This is a genomic window from Pantoea phytostimulans, assembly GCF_046118715.1.
Taxonomy (GTDB): Bacteria; Pseudomonadota; Gammaproteobacteria; order Enterobacterales; family Enterobacteriaceae; genus Pantoea; species Pantoea phytostimulans.
Genome location: NZ_CP173698.1, coordinates 39067 through 56469 on the forward strand (window position 1 = coordinate 39067; position 17403 = coordinate 56469).

At 52.4% G+C, this 17403-nt stretch carries 18 protein-coding genes; 13 read left to right on the forward strand and 5 right to left on the reverse strand.

The window, feature by feature from the left end; translation table 11 throughout:
• The first annotated feature begins 5 nt into the window (after positions 1–5).
• The 6 genes from ACF2G4_RS00190 (at position 6) to yniD (ending at position 5738) form a co-directional block, all read left to right on the forward strand.
• The gene (locus ACF2G4_RS00190) at positions 6–1172 is read left to right on the forward strand and encodes a cyanate transporter (protein ID WP_409075288.1); all 1167 of its coding nucleotides are present in this window, start codon (positions 6–8) and stop codon (positions 1170–1172) included.
• 222 nt (positions 1173–1394) lie between these two features.
• The gene (gene lldP / locus ACF2G4_RS00195; RefSeq protein WP_409075289.1) at positions 1395–3050 is read left to right on the forward strand and encodes an L-lactate permease; all 1656 of its coding nucleotides are present in this window, start codon (positions 1395–1397) and stop codon (positions 3048–3050) included.
• Positions 3047–3835: a transcriptional regulator LldR gene (lldR, locus tag ACF2G4_RS00200; protein ID WP_243078446.1), complete on the forward strand. Its 789-nt coding sequence runs from the start codon at positions 3047–3049 to the stop codon at positions 3833–3835. The genes lldP and lldR overlap by 4 nt, the downstream gene beginning before the upstream one ends.
• Positions 3832–5019, forward strand: coding sequence for an FMN-dependent L-lactate dehydrogenase LldD (lldD, locus tag ACF2G4_RS00205; protein ID WP_215847499.1), 1188 nt, complete (start codon positions 3832–3834; stop codon positions 5017–5019). The genes lldR and lldD overlap by 4 nt, the downstream gene beginning before the upstream one ends.
• A gap of 58 nt (positions 5020–5077) precedes the next feature.
• Positions 5078–5506: an OsmC family protein gene (locus ACF2G4_RS00210; protein ID WP_215847498.1), complete on the forward strand. Its 429-nt coding sequence runs from the start codon at positions 5078–5080 to the stop codon at positions 5504–5506.
• A 124-nt stretch (positions 5507–5630) separates the two neighbouring features.
• The gene (gene yniD, locus ACF2G4_RS00215) at positions 5631–5738 is read left to right on the forward strand and encodes a small membrane protein YniD (protein ID WP_243078445.1); all 108 of its coding nucleotides are present in this window, start codon (positions 5631–5633) and stop codon (positions 5736–5738) included.
• Between the two features lie 116 nt (positions 5739–5854).
• Here the strand turns inward: yniD and ACF2G4_RS00220 are convergent, their stop codons facing one another.
• From ACF2G4_RS00220 to ACF2G4_RS00230, 3 genes are all read right to left on the reverse strand, one after another.
• Positions 5855–6085, reverse strand: a complete 231-nt coding sequence (locus ACF2G4_RS00220; RefSeq protein ID WP_409075290.1) for a hypothetical protein — start codon at positions 6083–6085, stop codon at positions 5855–5857.
• 99 nt (positions 6086–6184) lie between these two features.
• Positions 6185–6355 (reverse strand): hypothetical protein, encoded by a 171-nt coding sequence (locus ACF2G4_RS00225; protein ID WP_215847496.1) that lies wholly within the window; start codon positions 6353–6355, stop codon positions 6185–6187.
• Between the two features lie 116 nt (positions 6356–6471).
• Entirely contained in the window at positions 6472–7122 is a 651-nt protein-coding gene (locus ACF2G4_RS00230) for a lysostaphin resistance A-like protein (protein ID WP_409075291.1), read from the reverse strand.
• A 218-nt stretch (positions 7123–7340) separates the two neighbouring features.
• Between ACF2G4_RS00230 and ACF2G4_RS00235 the strand changes: the two genes are divergently transcribed.
• The 3 genes from ACF2G4_RS00235 (at position 7341) to ACF2G4_RS00245 (ending at position 11022) form a co-directional block, all read left to right on the forward strand.
• Positions 7341–9944, forward strand: coding sequence for an EAL domain-containing protein (locus tag ACF2G4_RS00235; RefSeq protein ID WP_409075292.1), 2604 nt, complete (start codon positions 7341–7343; stop codon positions 9942–9944).
• A 301-nt stretch (positions 9945–10245) separates the two neighbouring features.
• Positions 10246–10542 (forward strand): I78 family peptidase inhibitor, encoded by a 297-nt coding sequence (locus ACF2G4_RS00240; protein WP_243078443.1) that lies wholly within the window; start codon positions 10246–10248, stop codon positions 10540–10542.
• A 168-nt stretch (positions 10543–10710) separates the two neighbouring features.
• Positions 10711–11022: a hypothetical protein gene (locus ACF2G4_RS00245; RefSeq protein ID WP_243078442.1), complete on the forward strand. Its 312-nt coding sequence runs from the start codon at positions 10711–10713 to the stop codon at positions 11020–11022.
• Between the two features lie 15 nt (positions 11023–11037).
• On the opposite strand, the gene ACF2G4_RS00250 is transcribed toward ACF2G4_RS00245, so the two are convergent.
• Positions 11038–11289: a biofilm development regulator YmgB/AriR family protein gene (locus ACF2G4_RS00250; protein WP_215848328.1), complete on the reverse strand. Its 252-nt coding sequence runs from the start codon at positions 11287–11289 to the stop codon at positions 11038–11040.
• A gap of 436 nt (positions 11290–11725) precedes the next feature.
• On the opposite strand from ACF2G4_RS00250, the gene ACF2G4_RS00255 reads away from it, so the two are divergent.
• On the forward strand, positions 11726–13000 hold the full coding sequence (locus tag ACF2G4_RS00255) for a multidrug efflux MFS transporter (RefSeq protein WP_215847491.1): 1275 nt from the start codon (positions 11726–11728) through the stop codon (positions 12998–13000).
• Here the strand turns inward: ACF2G4_RS00255 and ACF2G4_RS00260 are convergent.
• Positions 12882–16019, reverse strand: a complete 3138-nt coding sequence (locus tag ACF2G4_RS00260) for a beta-galactosidase (RefSeq protein WP_409075293.1) — start codon at positions 16017–16019, stop codon at positions 12882–12884. The genes ACF2G4_RS00255 and ACF2G4_RS00260 overlap by 119 nt on opposite strands.
• Before the next feature lie 263 nt (positions 16020–16282).
• On the opposite strand from ACF2G4_RS00260, the gene ACF2G4_RS00265 reads away from it, so the two are divergent.
• The 3 genes from ACF2G4_RS00265 (at position 16283) to ACF2G4_RS00275 (ending at position 17326) form a co-directional block, all read left to right on the forward strand.
• Entirely contained in the window at positions 16283–16438 is a 156-nt protein-coding gene (locus ACF2G4_RS00265; protein ID WP_215847490.1) for a hypothetical protein, read from the forward strand.
• A 210-nt stretch (positions 16439–16648) separates the two neighbouring features.
• Complete coding sequence (gene iraP, locus ACF2G4_RS00270) at positions 16649–16903, forward strand: anti-adapter protein IraP (protein WP_215847489.1); 255 nt, start codon at positions 16649–16651, stop codon at positions 16901–16903.
• Between the two features lie 120 nt (positions 16904–17023).
• Positions 17024–17326 carry a PsiF family protein gene (locus ACF2G4_RS00275; RefSeq protein WP_215847488.1) on the forward strand — a complete coding sequence of 101 codons (303 nt, stop codon included), beginning with the start codon at positions 17024–17026 and terminating at the stop codon, positions 17324–17326.
• The last annotated feature ends 77 nt before the right edge of the window (positions 17327–17403 follow it).

The following is a 17403-nucleotide window of genomic DNA, read 5'->3' on the forward strand; positions in this document are numbered from 1 at the left end:
TGTGGATGAAACGACAGACAGAAATGATGATGCTCATTGCGTTGGTATTGGCGGGCCTGAACATGCGCCCTTTAATGACCTCGGTGAGTCCGTTGCTCGGCCAGTTACGTCAGACCATTGGGCTGACGCCATTAGCCGCGTCTTTGCTGCCCGCTATACCCATGATGATGATGGGAGCGATTGCGCTGTTAAGCGCGCCCTTAATGCAGCGCATCGCTGTCCGTAAATTGCTGACAGGCGGATTGATGTTACTGAGTTTGGCGACTTTCAGCCGCCTGTTTATCGCTCAGGGCAGTCTATTAGTCCTTAGCACCATTCCGGGTGGATTAGGCATTGGTGTGGTGCAAATGGCGATGCCGGGATTGATTCGCCAACGCTTTGGTGAGCGCAGCGCAGCGATTACGGGATTATGGGCTGGAGCGTTGATGGGCGGTGGCGGCCTGGCTGCCGCCTTAACGCCGTGGCTGAGCGCACAGATGGGGTGGCAAGGTGCGTTAAGCAGTTGGGCGCTACCGACGCTGTGCGCGGTGCTGTTGTGGCTGTTTATTCCCACTGCCGCGCCGGAGAAATCTACGCAGCGGGCAATACCTGCACTGTGGCGCAAAACGCGGGCGTGGACGCTGGCGCTGAGCTTTGGGTTGGTCAATGGCGGATATGCCATCTGCGTCGCGTGGCTGCCCGATTTCTATCATCAACAGGGCTGGAGCGCGCAGGCGGGCGGCAGCTTGCTTGCTATGATGATCAGCTGTCAGGTGGCCGGGGCATTGTTGCTACCGCTGCTGGCTCGCGGAGCCGATCGTCGGCCATTATTGCTGCTGGCATTGGGCATGCAGTTCTGTGGCATGATGGGATTTCTGTTTGCCCCGCAGGCCGCACCGTGGATCTGGGCAGGCGTAGCGGGATTCGGTCTGGGCGGCGCCTTTCCGTTAGCCTTGGTACTGGCGCTGGATCATCTGTCTCATCCCCAAGCGGGGGCACGTCTGGTGGCATTTATGCAAGGCGTGGGATTCATTATCGCAGGTTGTATGCCGTTTATCGCCGGACAGTTGCATACATTAACCCACAGCTTTGCCAGCGTTTGGTTGATGCAAGGTGCGGTGACGCTGCTGTTGATTGTGTTAAACCTCTGTTTCCATCCACGCAGTTATCCGCACGCTTTCCCAGAAAAATAATTTTTTGGTCCTACCAATTAAGCCGAAAAATTTTCCTGCTTCACAGAACAGGAAAATTCACGGCTTTTTTATTGCCTGAAGTTAACAAAACATTAACCATCTGTTGCCAATAAGCCTCAGCATCTTAAATGTGGTCTGACCAAAAAAGATGTTAAAGAGGCTAGCGTGCGCACCCTACAACCTATGCGCACGATTTTCTGGCTTTCCTCTGGAGATACCCGCATGCAGATGTGGCAACAAAATTATGATCCGCTCGGCAATATTTGGCTATCTAGCCTGGTTGCGCTGATCCCGATTCTGTTTTTCTTTTTCGCGCTGATAAAACTGAAGCTGAAAGGCTATGTCGCCGCGACCATCACCGTGGGTCTGGCGCTGCTGGTGGCGCTGTTTCTTTATCGTATGCCAATCGGGCAAGCGTTGGCGTCGGTGGGATATGGCTTTTTATATGGTCTGTGGCCGATTGCGTGGATCATTGTTGCGGCAGTATTCGTCTACAAAATTTCGGTTAAAACCGGGCAGTTTGACATTATTCGCGCCTCGATCTTATCGATCACGCCAGATCAACGGCTGCAAATGCTGATTGTCGGTTTCTCGTTTGGTGCGTTTTTAGAAGGCGCTGCAGGTTTCGGTGCGCCGGTTGCGATCACCGCTGCGCTACTGGTCGGCCTGGGATTTAATCCGCTGTATGCCGCCGGTTTATGCCTGATCGTTAACACCGCGCCGGTGGCATTTGGCGCGATGGGAATTCCAATTATTGTTGCCGGGCAGGTTACCGGACTGGACAGTTTCGCCATCGGGCAAATGGCTGGCCGTCAATTGCCGCTACTGACCATCATCGTTCTGTTCTGGATCATGGCGATCATGGATGGTTGGCGTGGCGTCAAAGAAACCTGGCCAGCGGTGCTGGTGGCGGGCGGATCCTTTGCGATTGCTCAGTTTCTTAGCTCTAATTTCCTTGGCCCGGAACTGCCAGACATCATCTCTTCGCTGGCGTCGCTGGTCTGTTTAACCTTGTTCCTGCGTCGCTGGAAGCCGGTTCGCATCTTTCGTTTTAACGATGTTGGCGCATCGATGGTTGATCAGAATCTGACCCGCAAAAAATACAGCGCAGGGCAGGTGATCCGCGCCTGGATGCCTTTCCTGTTTCTCACCGCGACCGTAACGTTGTGGAGCATTCCGCCCTTCAAAGCGCTGTTTGCCAAAGGCGGGGCGCTAGCGGATTGGGTCTTCAGCGTGCCGGTGCCGCTGCTGAATGCGCTGGTGGAACGCATGCCACCCGTAGTGAACAGTGCCACGCCCTATCCGGCAATCTTTAAATTCGACATCATTTCTGCCACCGGCACCGCCATTCTGCTGGCAGCGATTGTGGCGATTGCTTACCTGCGTATGAAGCCGAAAGCGGCTATTCAGACGTTCGGCGAGACCTTAAAAGAGTTGGCGTTACCGATTTACTCGATTGGCATGGTGTTGGCGTTTGCTTTTATCTCCAACTATTCCGGCCTGTCGGCCACGCTGGCCTTAGCGCTGGCGCATACGGGGCAAGCCTTTACCTTTTTCTCACCGTTTTTGGGTTGGTTGGGTGTCTTCCTTACCGGATCGGATACCTCCTCAAATGCGCTATTCGCCGCATTACAAGCCACTACCGCGCAACAGATTGGCGTTTCAGATGTGTTGTTGGTTGCCGCCAACACCACCGGTGGCGTCACCGGGAAGATGATTTCTCCTCAATCGATCGCCATCGCCTGCGCCGCAGTGGGCCTGGTCGGTAAAGAGTCCGATCTGTTCCGCTTTACGGTTAAACACAGCCTCATCTTTACCTGCATGGTAGGCGTCATTACCACGCTGCAGGCTTACATCTTCCCGTGGATGATTCCATGACTGCGAACTCGCCGCCGCTGGCGGCCCATCTGGTGGTACGGCTAAAGGCGTATATCAGCGAACATCAGCTGGAACCCGGCATGCGTCTGCCTGCCGAGCGGCAGTTATCTGCCGAACTGGGCGTTTCGCGATCATCTCTGCGTGAGGCGATCCAGCAGCTGATCAGCAGCGGTATGTTGATCAGCCGACGCGGCGGGGGAACCTGGCTGCGTCAGCAGCTTGCGCCGTGGTCGGAACAGCGCATCGTTGCGCCTATTCGCCAGTTACTGGCGGACGATCCCGATTACCGTTATGACATTCTCGAAGCGCGTCACGCGATTGAAGCCAGCACGGCCTGGCACGCGGCATTACGCGCGACCGAATCCGACAAAGAGAAGCTGCAATATGCGTTTGACGCCACGCTCAAAATGACCGAAAGCGACGATCCCGATCTCGCAGCACAAGCTGACGTACGCTTTCATCTGGCGATTGCGGAGGCTTCGCATAACGTGGTGCTGCTACAAACCATGCGCGGCTTTTTTGACTTGTTGCAATCATCGGTGATGCAAAGCCGCCAGCGGATGTATATCCAGCCGGTGATTTTCGCCCGTCTGACTGAACAACATCAGGCCATTCTCAACGCCATTCTCGCCGGTGACGCTGAAGCGGCGCGGCAAGCGGCGATGCAGCATCTCGGCTTTGTTCATACCACGATGAAGGGCCTGCACGAAGATGAAGCGCGGCAGGCTCGCATAACCCGCTTGCCGGGCAACGAATTCAGCAACCGTAAGGAAAACGACTCATGATCATCTCTGCTGCCAGTGACTATCGCGCCGCCGCGCAACGTATTCTGCCGCCGTTCCTGTTTCACTATCTTGATGGCGGCGCTTATGCCGAACACACGCTGCGCCGCAATGTGGACGACCTGGCTGACGTTGCGCTAAGACAGCGCATTTTAAAAAACATGTCTGATCTCAGCCTTGAAACCAAATTGTTTAATGAAACGTTGTCGATGCCGGTCGCGCTGGCACCGGTGGGTTTATGCGGCATGTATGCACGGCGTGGCGAAGTGCAGGCTGCCCGCGCTGCGGCGCTGAAAGGCATTCCCTTTACCTTATCGACCGTTTCCGTCTGCCCAATTGAAGAGGTGGCACCGGCAATTAATCGTCCGATGTGGTTCCAGCTCTATGTGCTGCGCGATCGCGGCTTTATGCGTAACGCGTTGGAGCGAGCCAAAGCTGCAGGTTGTTCCACGCTGGTGTTCACCGTGGATATGCCAACACCGGGCGCACGCTACCGTGATGCGCATTCGGGCATGAGCGGCAACCATGCGGCGCTGCGTCGCTACTGGCAAGCCGTGACACACCCACAATGGGCGTGGGATGTCGGCATGCAGGGGCGTCCGCACGATCTCGGGAATATTTCTACCTATCTCGGCAAACCCACCGGCCTGGAAGATTATATCGGCTGGCTGGCGAACAACTTTGATCCCTCTATTTCATGGAAGGATCTGGAGTGGATTCGTGAATTCTGGGATGGCCCGATGGTGATTAAAGGGATACTTGACCCCGAAGATGCGCGTGATGCGGTGCGCTTTGGCGCGGATGGCATTGTGGTGTCTAACCATGGCGGACGCCAGCTTGATGGCGTGCTCTCCTCGGCGCGTGCGCTACCTGCTATCGCCGATGCGGTAAAAGGTGACATCGCGATTCTGGCCGATAGCGGCATCCGCAGTGGTCTTGATGTGGTGCGCATGATTGCGTTAGGCGCAGATACCGTACTGCTGGGCCGCGCCTTTATCTATGCGCTGGCAACACACGGACAGCGCGGCGTGGAGAATCTGCTCAACCTGATTGAGAAAGAGATGCGGGTAGCGATGACGCTGACCGGCGCAAAATCGATCGGTGAAATTACCCGCGATTCACTGGTACAGGCCAATGCGCTGCTCAATGAGCAAGTCATACCTGCTCGCCCGCGTGCGGTGAGCTGATCCGGCGAAATCGAATGTATTGTCTATACTTACCCTCTTTACCAACAGGAGGAATGACATGACCATTCATAAGAAAGGTTCGGCGCATTGGGAAGGCGATATCAAGGGAAAAGGGACTGTAAGCACTGAGAGTGGCGTGCTGAGCCAGCAACCTTATGGTTTCAAAACCCGTTTTGAAGGTGAAAAAGGCACGAATCCAGAAGAGCTAATCGGTGCTGCACACGCAGCGTGTTTCTCTATGGCTTTATCGCTGATGTTAGGCGAAGCAGGTTTTCCGCCGAAAAGCATTGATACCACGGCGGATGTTTCCCTTGATAAAAAAGGTGAAGGTTTTGCGATCACCAAGGTGGCGCTAACCAGCACTATCGAATTGCCAGGCATTGATAACGCAACATTTGATGAAATCATCAATAAAGCTAAAGCGGGCTGCCCAGTTTCACAGGTTCTGAATGCTGAGATTACTCTCGACTACACCCTGAACAACTAAGCCTGTAACGCGGGTCGCCTTTTACCGGCGTGAGCGTTATGCTAAATCAGCGCGGTCCTGATACTGACCGTAACAGATGCGCCTTTGGGCGCATCTTTGCTTTCTGGCTGCGAGGAAAATAAAGGTGGCGCGATATTTGGCTGCGAAGAAGTATTGGAAAATGGTGCTGGTTCTGCTTTGTATCTGCGGTGCGTTAATGCTGATTCGTTGGGCAGCGATGATATGGGCCTAAAATCATGGGTTTGTAACCATAAACTGGGCGTATTAGTGATGATTGTCTTGCTGCTCGAACTCATTCATTACTTACTGACAGCATCCTGGCTGCCGTGGGAATGGCAGTAATCCTCTTTATACATATTCCGATTCGCGACGCTTAGTACGGACGTCACTGCGTGCAATGCGATAAGCCTTATTGGGATCGCCCGCCACAAATTCAAATGTCGGTGAGTAATAAAAAGGCAGCCAGCCGCCGTAGCCGCTTTCCCACTCCCAGCGAACGGGGCACGGCCACAATATGCCGTCATACAAAATGTAATAGACCCAGCGTCCGTTTGGACGACGGGGGCGTGATGTTTTCATGGGATTCACAACGATAATAGTGAACAATAGCTTATATTTTGTACGCTAAAGCGCCACCTTGCAACTTAACGGCTGCGCTTTGTTATTTTTGGCCCTGCATTAACGATGCACTTCACCACAAAGCAGGACCACATTAGGCCGTACTTTATGAATGCGATTTGCCATCTGTTCGCAATCGATTTTTGTTGGATAAATCCGTTCCGATACCGGTAAAGCATCACAGGCATCATGGCCGCAAGCACTGACTAACAATACAAATCCTATCAACATGGCTCGACTCCTTTACACGGTCTGGTGGTCCGGACTGTGGTGCTTAATATCCCTTTTACTGTTCCAGTATAGACAAACGTGTCGACGAGGCATTATCACCCTGAGCGGTGAAAGCGTTAACCTGAGAAATACCAGGCAGGAAGCAGCGCGATAAGATTGTTTAGCGTGTGTAGGAAAATGGGCAGCGCCAGGCTGTTGCTGCGCAGGCGGGCGTAACATAATAACAGCGAAAACAGTGTCAGCGCGATAATGGTTTCCCAGTGAACATACTGAGTGTGCATCATGGCGAACAGCAGTGAAGTCAGCAACATGCAGGCAAAGCGACTGCGTGGTGCCCACAGCAAAAATGCCTGTAACAGAAATCCACGAAACAGGACTTCCTCAAACACCGGTGCTAACAGCACCGCCGTCAGCAACAAAATCAGCAGCGAATTACGTCCTTGCTGCGCCTGCTCAACCAGCCAACCTTCCGGCTGCAAAAATTGGGTTTGCGCCGCCATTAAAATGAACAGTACGCCAATAAACAGCAGCGTTTGCAGCGGACGTAATTCGCCCAGCGGCAGGTCGCTACGACGCTGGCAATAGAAGCGATAGAGCGGATAGATCACGGCAAATTCAAACAGGCAGAGCACCGGCACCAATAAGCCGTCATTACGCAGCACGCTATAGTTAGGAAACAGCGTGATAAGCATAGTCACGAGGTAATAGACCACAAAGCTGCCGACGTAAAACAGCGTCAGCGCCACTCTGTCGGAATTGGTGTTCATAAGCGACCCAGCCAGCGAAGGTTAGCGCATAGTAACAACGCGCCTGATCGCTGTCGAGTCACCCAACAAGACAATATTTGTACGCAAATTTACCTTATTAGGCTAAACCGCAAGCACACCGAGCCGATAACTGAGGAAATGAATTCGGGTAAGTCAGCATAGTTTGCTGCCAGGCAGAATCCCGAACCGAACTTTTCGCTTTGTTGTGAGCTTTCTTAATGACTTTTGTACCTCAGCAACCGCAGCTGCGTCCTTTTATAAACGGAGCAGAAGATCGCACTGTTCGCTTTACGCGGCGGAGTCTACGCACGCTTACACTGCTGTTGTTCGGCGTATTGCTTCTTTCCATGCTGATGGTGTTGACCATTGCCCAGCATCAAAACAAGTTATCTGTTGAACACGATCAGATATTGATGCAGCAAGCGTGGGAAGGGCGTAAAGAGGCGATGATAACTGACATCCGCGATTACGCTTTCTGGGGCGAAGCCTGGCGTAATCTGCACATCACGATGAATAGAGTCTGGGCCTTCGATGAAGAGAACTTCGGTCCGGGTTTGTATGAGGAATACCATTATGAAGGCGTTTTTGTTGTCGATGGCAACGATCACACCACCTATTCAGTCATCAACGGTAAGCTGAGTCCTGTTTCGCTGGAAGCCTGGATAGGAAAAAGCAGCCGGATGCTGATTGCCCACGCACGCTTATTGAATAATGCGGCGGTAGCACGCAATGCACTGGTGAATGGACAGCCGGCTATTATCGTCGCCGCGCCAATCACCACCGGTAAAGTGCCCGGCTTGCCGCAAAAAGCGGGGCCGCCATCAGTGATGGTTTTCGTCAATGTGTTCACGCCCGCCAAGCTAAAAGCGTTAGGCGACACGCTTGGCGTAAGTAGTCCGCGTTTTGCCAAAAACGAAGTCGATGCCAAAATTGAGCCGCGAATGGTGGAAGAGGTGCCGGGTGGCGAGCCGCTAGTCTTACGCTGGACGCCAAAAATGCCCGGCATGGGGTTGATCTGGTTTCTGCTACCGTTGCTGTTAATCATGGGCATCATCATCGCGTGGATTACTCGCCGGGTAAGCCGCCATGCGCTTCACAACGCAATATTATCCGATCGCCGATTTGCCATGTTAGCGGTCAGCCAGCAGGAGTTGGCAAGCAGCGAGGCGCGTTTTCGTGACCTGGCAGAAGCGGCTTCAGACTGGATTTGGGAAACCGATGAAGAAGGGCGGCTGATCTATTTGTCGTCTCGCTTCAACACCGTAACCGGCCACGAAATTAGCGTTTGGCTAGGAAGACACCTCGACCATTTGCTGACCCATCCCAGCCACTCTTTAGTGACCTGGCTGATGCGTCAGGAAGCGGAACCCCAGCAAATGCCGCTGCGTTGCCAGTTTATGTCGGCACAGGGCGATCGTCGTATTGGTCAGTTGGTGGCTAAAACGGTCTGGCACAATGGCAGATGCATCGGTTTTCGCGGCACGGTCTCTGACATTACTCAGGGCATGGAAGCGGAAGCGCGCATTCAGTTCTTGTCACGTCATGATGTGTTAACCGGGTTGCCAAACAGGCTTCAGTTGCAAGAGTATCTCACCAGCCATCTTGAACAATTCAACATGGATATTCCGCTCACCATCATCAGTATCGATCTGGATCAGTTCAAACCGATCAATGAAACCTGGGGCCACGCTGCGGGTGATCTGGTGTTGAATCAGATGGCGCAGCGCATTAAAAATTGTATAGGACCTCATGAGCTGACTGCGCGACTCGGCGGTGATGAGTTTGTCGTGATTTTACGCGAAGGGGATCGTGACAAAGTTGATGAACGCTGTGCGCAGCTGCTGCATGAAGTTCAGCAGCCGATTACGACCGGCCAGCACGTTCACTATTTAACCGCCAGCATGGGTATTGCCTGTGCACCGCAGGATGCTGCCCATCCTGAAGCGTTGTTGCGGATGTCTGACATCGCGCTAAATGAAGCCCGCGAATCGGGGCGCAATCAATGGGTTTGGTACGCCAATGAAATGGCTAACTTGCGCGAAAGTAAGCGCGATATGGCGCGCCGCATTGAGCGAGCGCTGAAAAATGATGAGTTTCGTTTGCATTATCAACCGCGTTATCAACTCTCTGGCGGACAATTGGCAGGCGCAGAAGCGCTTATTCGCTGGCAAACTGCGCCTGATCAATGGATCACGCCGGATCGATTTATTCCGCTGGCAGAAGAGAATGGTTTAATCGCCACGATCAGCGATTGGGTATTGAAGCGAGCCTGTGAAGATGCGTTGGCGTGGGGTGGCGACCGTTATGTTTCCGTTAACATTTCGCCCATTGAGTTTCGTACCACTGATTTAGTGCAGCGGGTAGCCAATGTGTTAAAAGAGAGTGGGTTGCCCGCAACGCGGCTGGAACTGGAAATAACTGAAAACGTCACTTTCGAACATCCGCAGCAAGCGCTAGAAGTGATGCAGGGATTGCGTTCGTTAGGCGTACGTTTAACCGTAGATGATTTTGGTACGGGCTATGCCGCGCTGGGTTATTTAAAAACCTTTCCGTTTAACGGCTTGAAAATTGACCGCTCGTGGATGAAAGATTTTCCGGAATCGCAGCAGGCGCAATCGGTGGTCGCTGGCATTATCGCACTGGCGCGTGCTTTTGCACTCACCATCACCGCCGAAGGCATTGAAACAGAAGCGCAACTGAATCAGCTTAAAATACTGTCATGTGAAGAAGGGCAAGGCTATTTTCTTGGCCGCCCGATGCCACTCGCAGCCTTCAGCACGCTTCTGGAGAGAACAACCCAGAACAACCGGGAGCAGGCTTAACGAACTTTAATGGCGACAAACGTCATCAAGGCAGCGAAGCCAATAAAGATTGCAAGTTCCATAATGATTACCTCAGAAAAGTCTTAAGTAATTTTAGCGGCTGGGTGATCTGTTTTTAGACTGCAAGTGCGATTTTTCTGAAAATATGTGATCCCGGCCGCTTAAATTTTTACGACTTATCTTTCCTTACCGCTTTCATTTTTTTAAAGAACGCGACAAGTCTGCTGGTCAAGATTTTCGCTTGCGGGCACGCTTTGCTACTCTTTGGTTCAGGGTTAACACGTCCAAGAGGAGATCAAACGTGAATCATTATGGAAAAGCGCTGGTTGTGATGGGCTTCTTTGCCTTAACGGCATGCCAGTCAGCCAGTAAACCCGAAACCGCTGCGGTGGCTCAAGATCCAGAAAGCGATCTTTGCGGTGCTTCACAGTATCAAGACTATGTCGGCAAGCCGTTATCTTCGTTGAATAGCCAACGATTCGATCATCAGGTTCGCGCCATTCCCTACAACTCGGCGGTAACCATGGATTTCAAACTCAATCGCCTGAATTTTATGGCAGACAAGAGTGGCAACATTAGTCGGGTTTACTGCGGCTAAAGCGTGAAAAATATCGGGTATTGTCATAAAGCTGTCATGGCTGCAGGCGAGGATAGCTCCGCACGATAGAGATTTCCTCGTCACTCTCGTTATGCAATGCTCGTCTTGTTTATTCCCGCTCCGGCGGGAATTTTTTTATCCGATTTCATGTCGGTAGAAGAGGCGAATGTGAAAAAAATCATCCTGCCATTAATGTTGTTGGCAAGTCCGCTGGCGATGGCCGCCAGCGACGCTGCGTGGCAGCAAAGTAAAGTGGATATGCAGCAAGCCTGTCTCAAGGCCAGCACCCTCAAGCAGGTGAGCGTAGTCGGAAAGGCAATTGAGTATGACGACAGCGTCGGCTACAGCGCCTTGCTGCTTCAGGGACGTTATCCGCAACAGCACATGAATAATCAGCGTGGGCGCGAGTTATGTCTCTATCAACGCAGCAGCGGTAAAGCCAGCGTCAGCGAAGCGGATACCCTTCGCGGCGTGAAATAATCTGCCAGCGGCGACTTACTCTTGTGGCCGCGTTTCAATTAACTGCGCCAGTAAAGTACGATAATTTTGCAGGCGCTTTTCGTCCCCTTCAAACTCCAGCTTATCGATAACGCGCGCAATAATTGCTTTATTAGTGGCAGGTTGTCCGGCTTCCATTAATTCACGCAGGATGGCAGCCAGCAGATCGGATTCTGGCGGCGCGTTCCAGTCAGGGCTGTTGAAATAGTCGGTGATAGCACGGCTGGCGCTGTTTGGTTGCACTCTCATCATCCACCTCCGCTAAGACAACGCCATGCACATCACGATAGGGCGCGATGCGCATAAACGCGGTTTTACGTCTTGGGTTCTCAGGATCGCAGGGACATTGGCGTCACCCGGTATGAGAACGTCGCGCTGGCAAGAATAGCCGACGCACCGCACGAGACTGGCGGTTTTTTAAACATAGAACTGTCATGCGTAATTGTCAGTAACAGCCTGAAATATTTTTTCATAGTGATGACTGCGGCATTAATAGTCAGAAGAGTGAATGATTGTTTTTGCACATAATCTCTCTAAGAAAACAGACAGGAAGAAAATATGCACGAGGCAGATTCGCAAATCTTAGGGGAAAACCGCGTTTTGCATTACGTGCCATGTTTTGCCGCTCAGCACGGTTAAGCCGTTGTTAAACTGGCTCCTCATATCTCCTGCAAGTCACCTGATCATGCCCCGCTCATTAGAACCCTGGAAAATAAACCTGATTTCGGTCTGGTTTGGTTGTTTTTTCACTGGACTGGCGATCAGCCAGATCATTCCTTTTCTGCCACTCTATATCGAACAGCTCGGTATCAAAGATGCGGATTCACTGAGTTTGTGGTCAGGTTTGACATTCAGCATCACGTTTGTGGTATCCGCCGCCGTTGCGCCACTGTGGGGGAGTTTGGCGGATCGTAAAGGACGCAAACTGATGCTGCTGCGCGCCGCGTTTGGCATGGGTTTGGTGATTCTGCTACAGGCATTTGTGACACAGGCGTGGCAGCTTTTGCTGTTGCGTGCCTTGATGGGGCTGACTTCAGGTTACATTCCTAATGCAATGGCGCTGGTGGCGGCACAGGTGCCGCGCGAGCGCAGCGGCTGGGCGTTGAGTTGTGTCTCAACCGGTCAAATTGGCGGTGTGATCCTTGGGCCGCTGATTGGCGGATTGCTGGCGGATTGGGTGGGTCTGCGCCTGGTTTTTATCATCACCGCCGTGCTGTTAATGATCAGCTTTTTTGTCACGTTATTTCTCATTAAAGAAACCGGCTACATACCCATCAGTAAAAAGGACAAACTCAACGCCCGGCAGGTTTTTGCCACGCTGGATAATCCTAAACTGATGATCTGCTTGTTCTTCACCACCATGGTTATTCAAATGTGTAACGGATCGGTGAACCCGATCTTAACGTTGTTTGTTCGCGAACTGGCCCCTGGCGCAGAAAACATCGCTTTTCTCAGCGGCTTCATCGCCGCGCTGCCCGGCATTTCCGCTTTGCTCTCTGCTCCGCGTTTAGGACGACTCGGCGATCGCATCGGCACGCAGCGTATCCTGCTCGCGACAATGGTGATTTCGCTGCTGCTGTTTATCGGCATGTCGTTTGTCACCAACGCGACGCAGTTGGGCATATTGCGCTTTCTGCTTGGTTTTGCCGATGGCGCAATGATGCCTGCGGTGCAGACGCTGTTGGTACGTCATTCCCGCGACAACATCACCGGCCGCATCTTCGGTTATAACCAATCTTTTATGTATCTGGGCAATGTGGCTGGGCCGATGCTCGGCGCAGCGGTGTCCGCGCTGGCCGGTTATCGTTGGGTTTTCTTTGCCACCGCCATGGTGGTATTGATTAATGTGATTTTCCTGCGTCGTTTTTACCGTCGGCCAAAAACCCATTTACCGCAGCCTGTTGACGAAACGTCAGAACATAGTGCCAGCGTTGCTGAGTCAGCAAAAACTCGGGGCTAACGCTGGGGCTCCAGGAATCGTCACCGCCCAAGCCCATATGCGCAGCATCCAGATGCAGCCAACAGCCGGTTTCAGGTTGTAGCAGATGGCGATGTGAAGCCTCACGCAATTGCTCAAGGCTAAAGCGGCTCAGCGAGAAAGCAAAATCGCCGTTCACTTGCCAACTGCCGGCATTGAGCTGCCGCGTGCCACCGCGCAAGCCATTTTCGCTGGGAAACACATAGGGCGTATAAAGAGAGTCTACAGGCAGTTGCCAGCGCGAGAACTGTGCGGCGAGCTGGCGATCGGGATAATTCTCATGCGGGCCCAAACCCAGCCATTCCACTTTTTCAGCCATCTGACTCAATTGACAACGCAAACCGATGCGGGCAGGCGAGGGCAAACCTGGGGCCTGCTGCACAGAAACGCTGACCTGCATCTCACCATGGGCATTAATGTGATAACGCTTGTGGCTGATAAAAGCGATCTGCCCATTGGCGCGCCAGCTGTGTAGCGTGTCGATTTGCACCGCATCTTTTAGCGCGTCGATCTGCATAGATTCGATGCTGCTTTCCATTTGGTCATAGCCCGCCGATTTCCACCGCTCAACCCACGCATTCGGGTCAACGCGATCGGCTTCGCTGGTGCCGATATCATTATCCAGCGGCGCGCGAATAAAGCAGTCACGCAGCGGCGACAGCAGCGTTTCTTCCTCATTCACAAACCATTGCACCAGCTCGCCACTACGGCGTGAAAAATGCCAGCGCTGCTGCTGGTGGCTGACAGAGACCAGATCGTGATTGAATTCCAGCTCTGGCGGATAACCGATGTCATCTGACGTTGGCAAATTCAGCGCCACTGGCAATGGCCATTGATCCCATGCCACGCGCCAGCCGGCATCGGCCCAGCTTGTTGCGTTGATCTGATGCACCGCGACATTCAGCCAACATTCACCGCGCAAATCGTCAGGTGGGGTGATTTCAATGCGTTGTTGACCTTGCGGCGGGATCGCTAAGGCAATATCGCCCTCAGCCACAACTTTGCCGGCCTGTTCAATGCGCCACAGAAGCTGTTCGTTATCGCTGGGGCGAAACAGATATTCACTGCTTACGGTGAAGGCGAAGGGATTGTTCGCCTCCGCGGCGAACTGGAAAAACTGCTGAGCACGCTGCGCTTCGAACAGCGCGGGATGCGGGGTACGGTCAGCAAAAACCAAACCGTTCATGCAGAACTGGCGATCATTCGGTTTGTCGCCAAAATCACCGCCGTAGGCTTGCCAAGACTGGCCTTGATCATCGTAGCGCGTCAAACTTTGATCAACCCAATCCCAAACGAAGCCGCCTTGTAGCCGAGGAAACTCGCGGAAGGCTTGCCAGTATTTAGCGAATCCGCCCAAGCTGTTGCCCATGGCGTGCGCGTATTCGCATAAGATTAGCGGTCGCGTTTCGCCCGGCAGGCTAATCCACTTTTTCAGTGACCATTTCGGCACCGCCGGGAAAGGTTGATCCTGATCGACGCGCGCATACATGGGGCAAATAATGTCTGTTGCCGCCGTGTCGGCACCGCCGCCTTCGTATTGCACCGGACGCGTTGGGTCCGCGCTTTTTACCCAGCGATAGAGCGCATCATGTGTACTGCCGTGACCCGCTTCATTGCCCAGTGACCAAATAATGATGCTGCAATGGTTACGATCGCGCTGCACCATGCGCGTAACACGTTCGCTATAGGCAGCGAACCAACGCGGATCGTCAGACAAGCGATTCATCGGCTGCATGCCGTGGGTTTCAATATTGGCTTCATCAACCACATACAAACCGTAGCGATCGCACAATCGATACCACAATGGATGATTAGGATAGTGAGAGCAGCGTACAGCGTTGAAGTTGTGCTGCTTCATCAGTTCGATATCGCGGCGCATGGACGCTTCGTCAATGACCTGGCCAGTAACCGGATGATGTTCATGACGGTTAGTGCCGCGAATCAACAGCGGCTTGCCGTTCAGACACAGCAGGCCATTATCAAGGGTGACAGAGCGAAAGCCGACATCATACGCTTCCACATCCAGCACCTGATCGTTCTCATCCAGTAACGCTAACGTGGCGCGATAAAGGTGCGGCGTTTCGGCGCTCCATAAGCGCGGCTGATCAACCCGCAAGCGCAGCAGGGCGCGTTCGGGATAATGTCCACGCTCATCAATGATCGCGCTGCCCAGCGCTTGCACACATTGAGCGATTTGCTGTTCGCCCTGCCACAGCGTCAGACGCAGGTGATAATCTTCATGCGACGCCAACGGCAGGGCGACTTTTACCTGCGCGCAAAGGGTGGCGCTAAAGAACTCCGGGCTGAGTTGCGTTTCAAGCTGCACATCTGCCAGATGCACTTCAGACTTATGCAGCAAAGTGACATCGCGGAAAATGCCGCTCATGCGCCACATATCCTGATCTTCCAGATAGCTGCCGTCACTCCAGCGCAGCACCATCACCGCAAGGCGATTTTTACCAGGTTGTAGCGCAGAGCTGAGATCAAATTCAGCAGGCAATCGACTGTCCTGCGAATAACCTATCCATTTTCCGTTACACCAGAGGTGAAAAGCAGAATTTACGCCATCGAAGATGATGCGCGTTTGTCCCGCGCCATGCCACTCGTCGTTAAGATTGAATGTGAGCGAATAGCATCCCGTTGGATTCTCTTTAGGAACATAAGGAGGATTGACGGGGATGGGATACTGCACATTGGTATAGATGGGCGCATCGTAGCCATGCATTTGCCAGTTAGCAGGAACCGGTAACGTTTTTGCATCCGCCAGATCCTGTAGCAACCAGCTCTGCGGAACTGCTTCTGGTTGGCTGAAATAGCTGAATGTCCATTGCCCATTGAGGTTTTGCATGGCGAGAGAGGGAAGGTCATCGCGTGCAGCCAGTTCATGACGCCAGCCAGAAAAGGGGGGGTGAGCATCCAGTCGATGCAGCGAGGTCACCACCGGATTCTCCCAATCACGGCGGGCAATGATTTCACCAAAAGCAGCTTGAGCAATCGACATGATAATATCCTGTAAATGTATTGCGCTCACAATGCGTAAAATTGCGCTTACTGTAAAGCGCTTCTCATAACGATTTAAGCAAAGTTCTGCCGTTTTGGATGCGTATTACCTTTGTAGGATGTTGGCTTTTTGTCGTTTTACTGCCAGTAATTCGTTAAGCCTGGTCAGCAAAGATTAATAGTGGCGGGAGTCAGAGTATTCTCTCTTGTCGGCATTTCAGCGCGCTCATACACTCAGCCCGTTTTCTCCACCTTGAGGTTGATATGGTACGAATTGTTAAGCTGGCTGCTGTTGTGGCATTGGTTACCGCGTTGAGCGGATGTATTTTCCCACCACCAGGCGGCGGGGGCGGTTGGGGCGGCGGACATGGTGGTGGTCACGGCGGCGGCCCGGGTCGCGGTTTTGTCGATCCACGCTGATGTGTAAATAGAGCACCTTTAACCGCGAGCGAAACGTTTAACTTGCTGCCTTATTATTAAGCAAACGTTTCGCTCCTTATCTATTAAGAAAATAAATTTTTGTTTTGATATTTTTTTATTTTAACGCGCTAAGAAAACAGTGAAAAAAGCGCTTTTTTTTTAATCTGACGGGTGATAAGTTCAGCGTTTCCTTATCATTGAGGCAACAGCATGAAATACCTTATTGCTGAATTACTGGATAAGCTCGCGGAAAAAGAAGAAGCGTCTAAAGAGCTGGTTGCGCAAATTGAAGCGTTGGAAATTGTGGTGACGGCGATGCTGCGTAAGATGGAGCTTGATCAGCAAAAGTCGATTGCCGCCGGTATTGAAAGCGCAATGTTCAGTGCCGGTGTTGATGCTTCTGATGAAAACGCCGTTTTGTTGCGTAATTACGTCGACAAGTTGCTTAAACATCCGCGTATATAATGCCAAACAGCATACCCTGTTGCCTATTTTGCGATCTTCTCATCATTATTATTTAAAAACCCTCCGCTTTGCTTATCTCCTGCCAGACTTATCACGTCTACTCACAATGGAGCAACGATAATGAAAGGCTGTTTGATGGCGATGGTAACGGCAGGCTTATTGATGAGCGCGGCTGCCAGCGCGGCAGAAAAAACGCCGCAGCAGGAAAAAATGACAATGTGTAATCAACACGCCAGTTCGCAAGATCTCAAAGGCGATGCCCGTAAAACCTTTATGAGCGATTGTCTGAAAAAAGAGAGTAAGTTGTCCAGCATGACACCGCAGCAAATGAAAATGAAATCCTGTAATAGTGACGCTGGGGATAAAAAACTGGCGGGTGAAGCACGCAAAACGTATATGAGTCAGTGTTTGAAAAAGAGTTAATCGGTACGATCTTTTTCAAGCGTGTCGCCTTGCTGCGACGCGAATTGATTGAGTCATAAAAACAGCGGCTGCCTGGG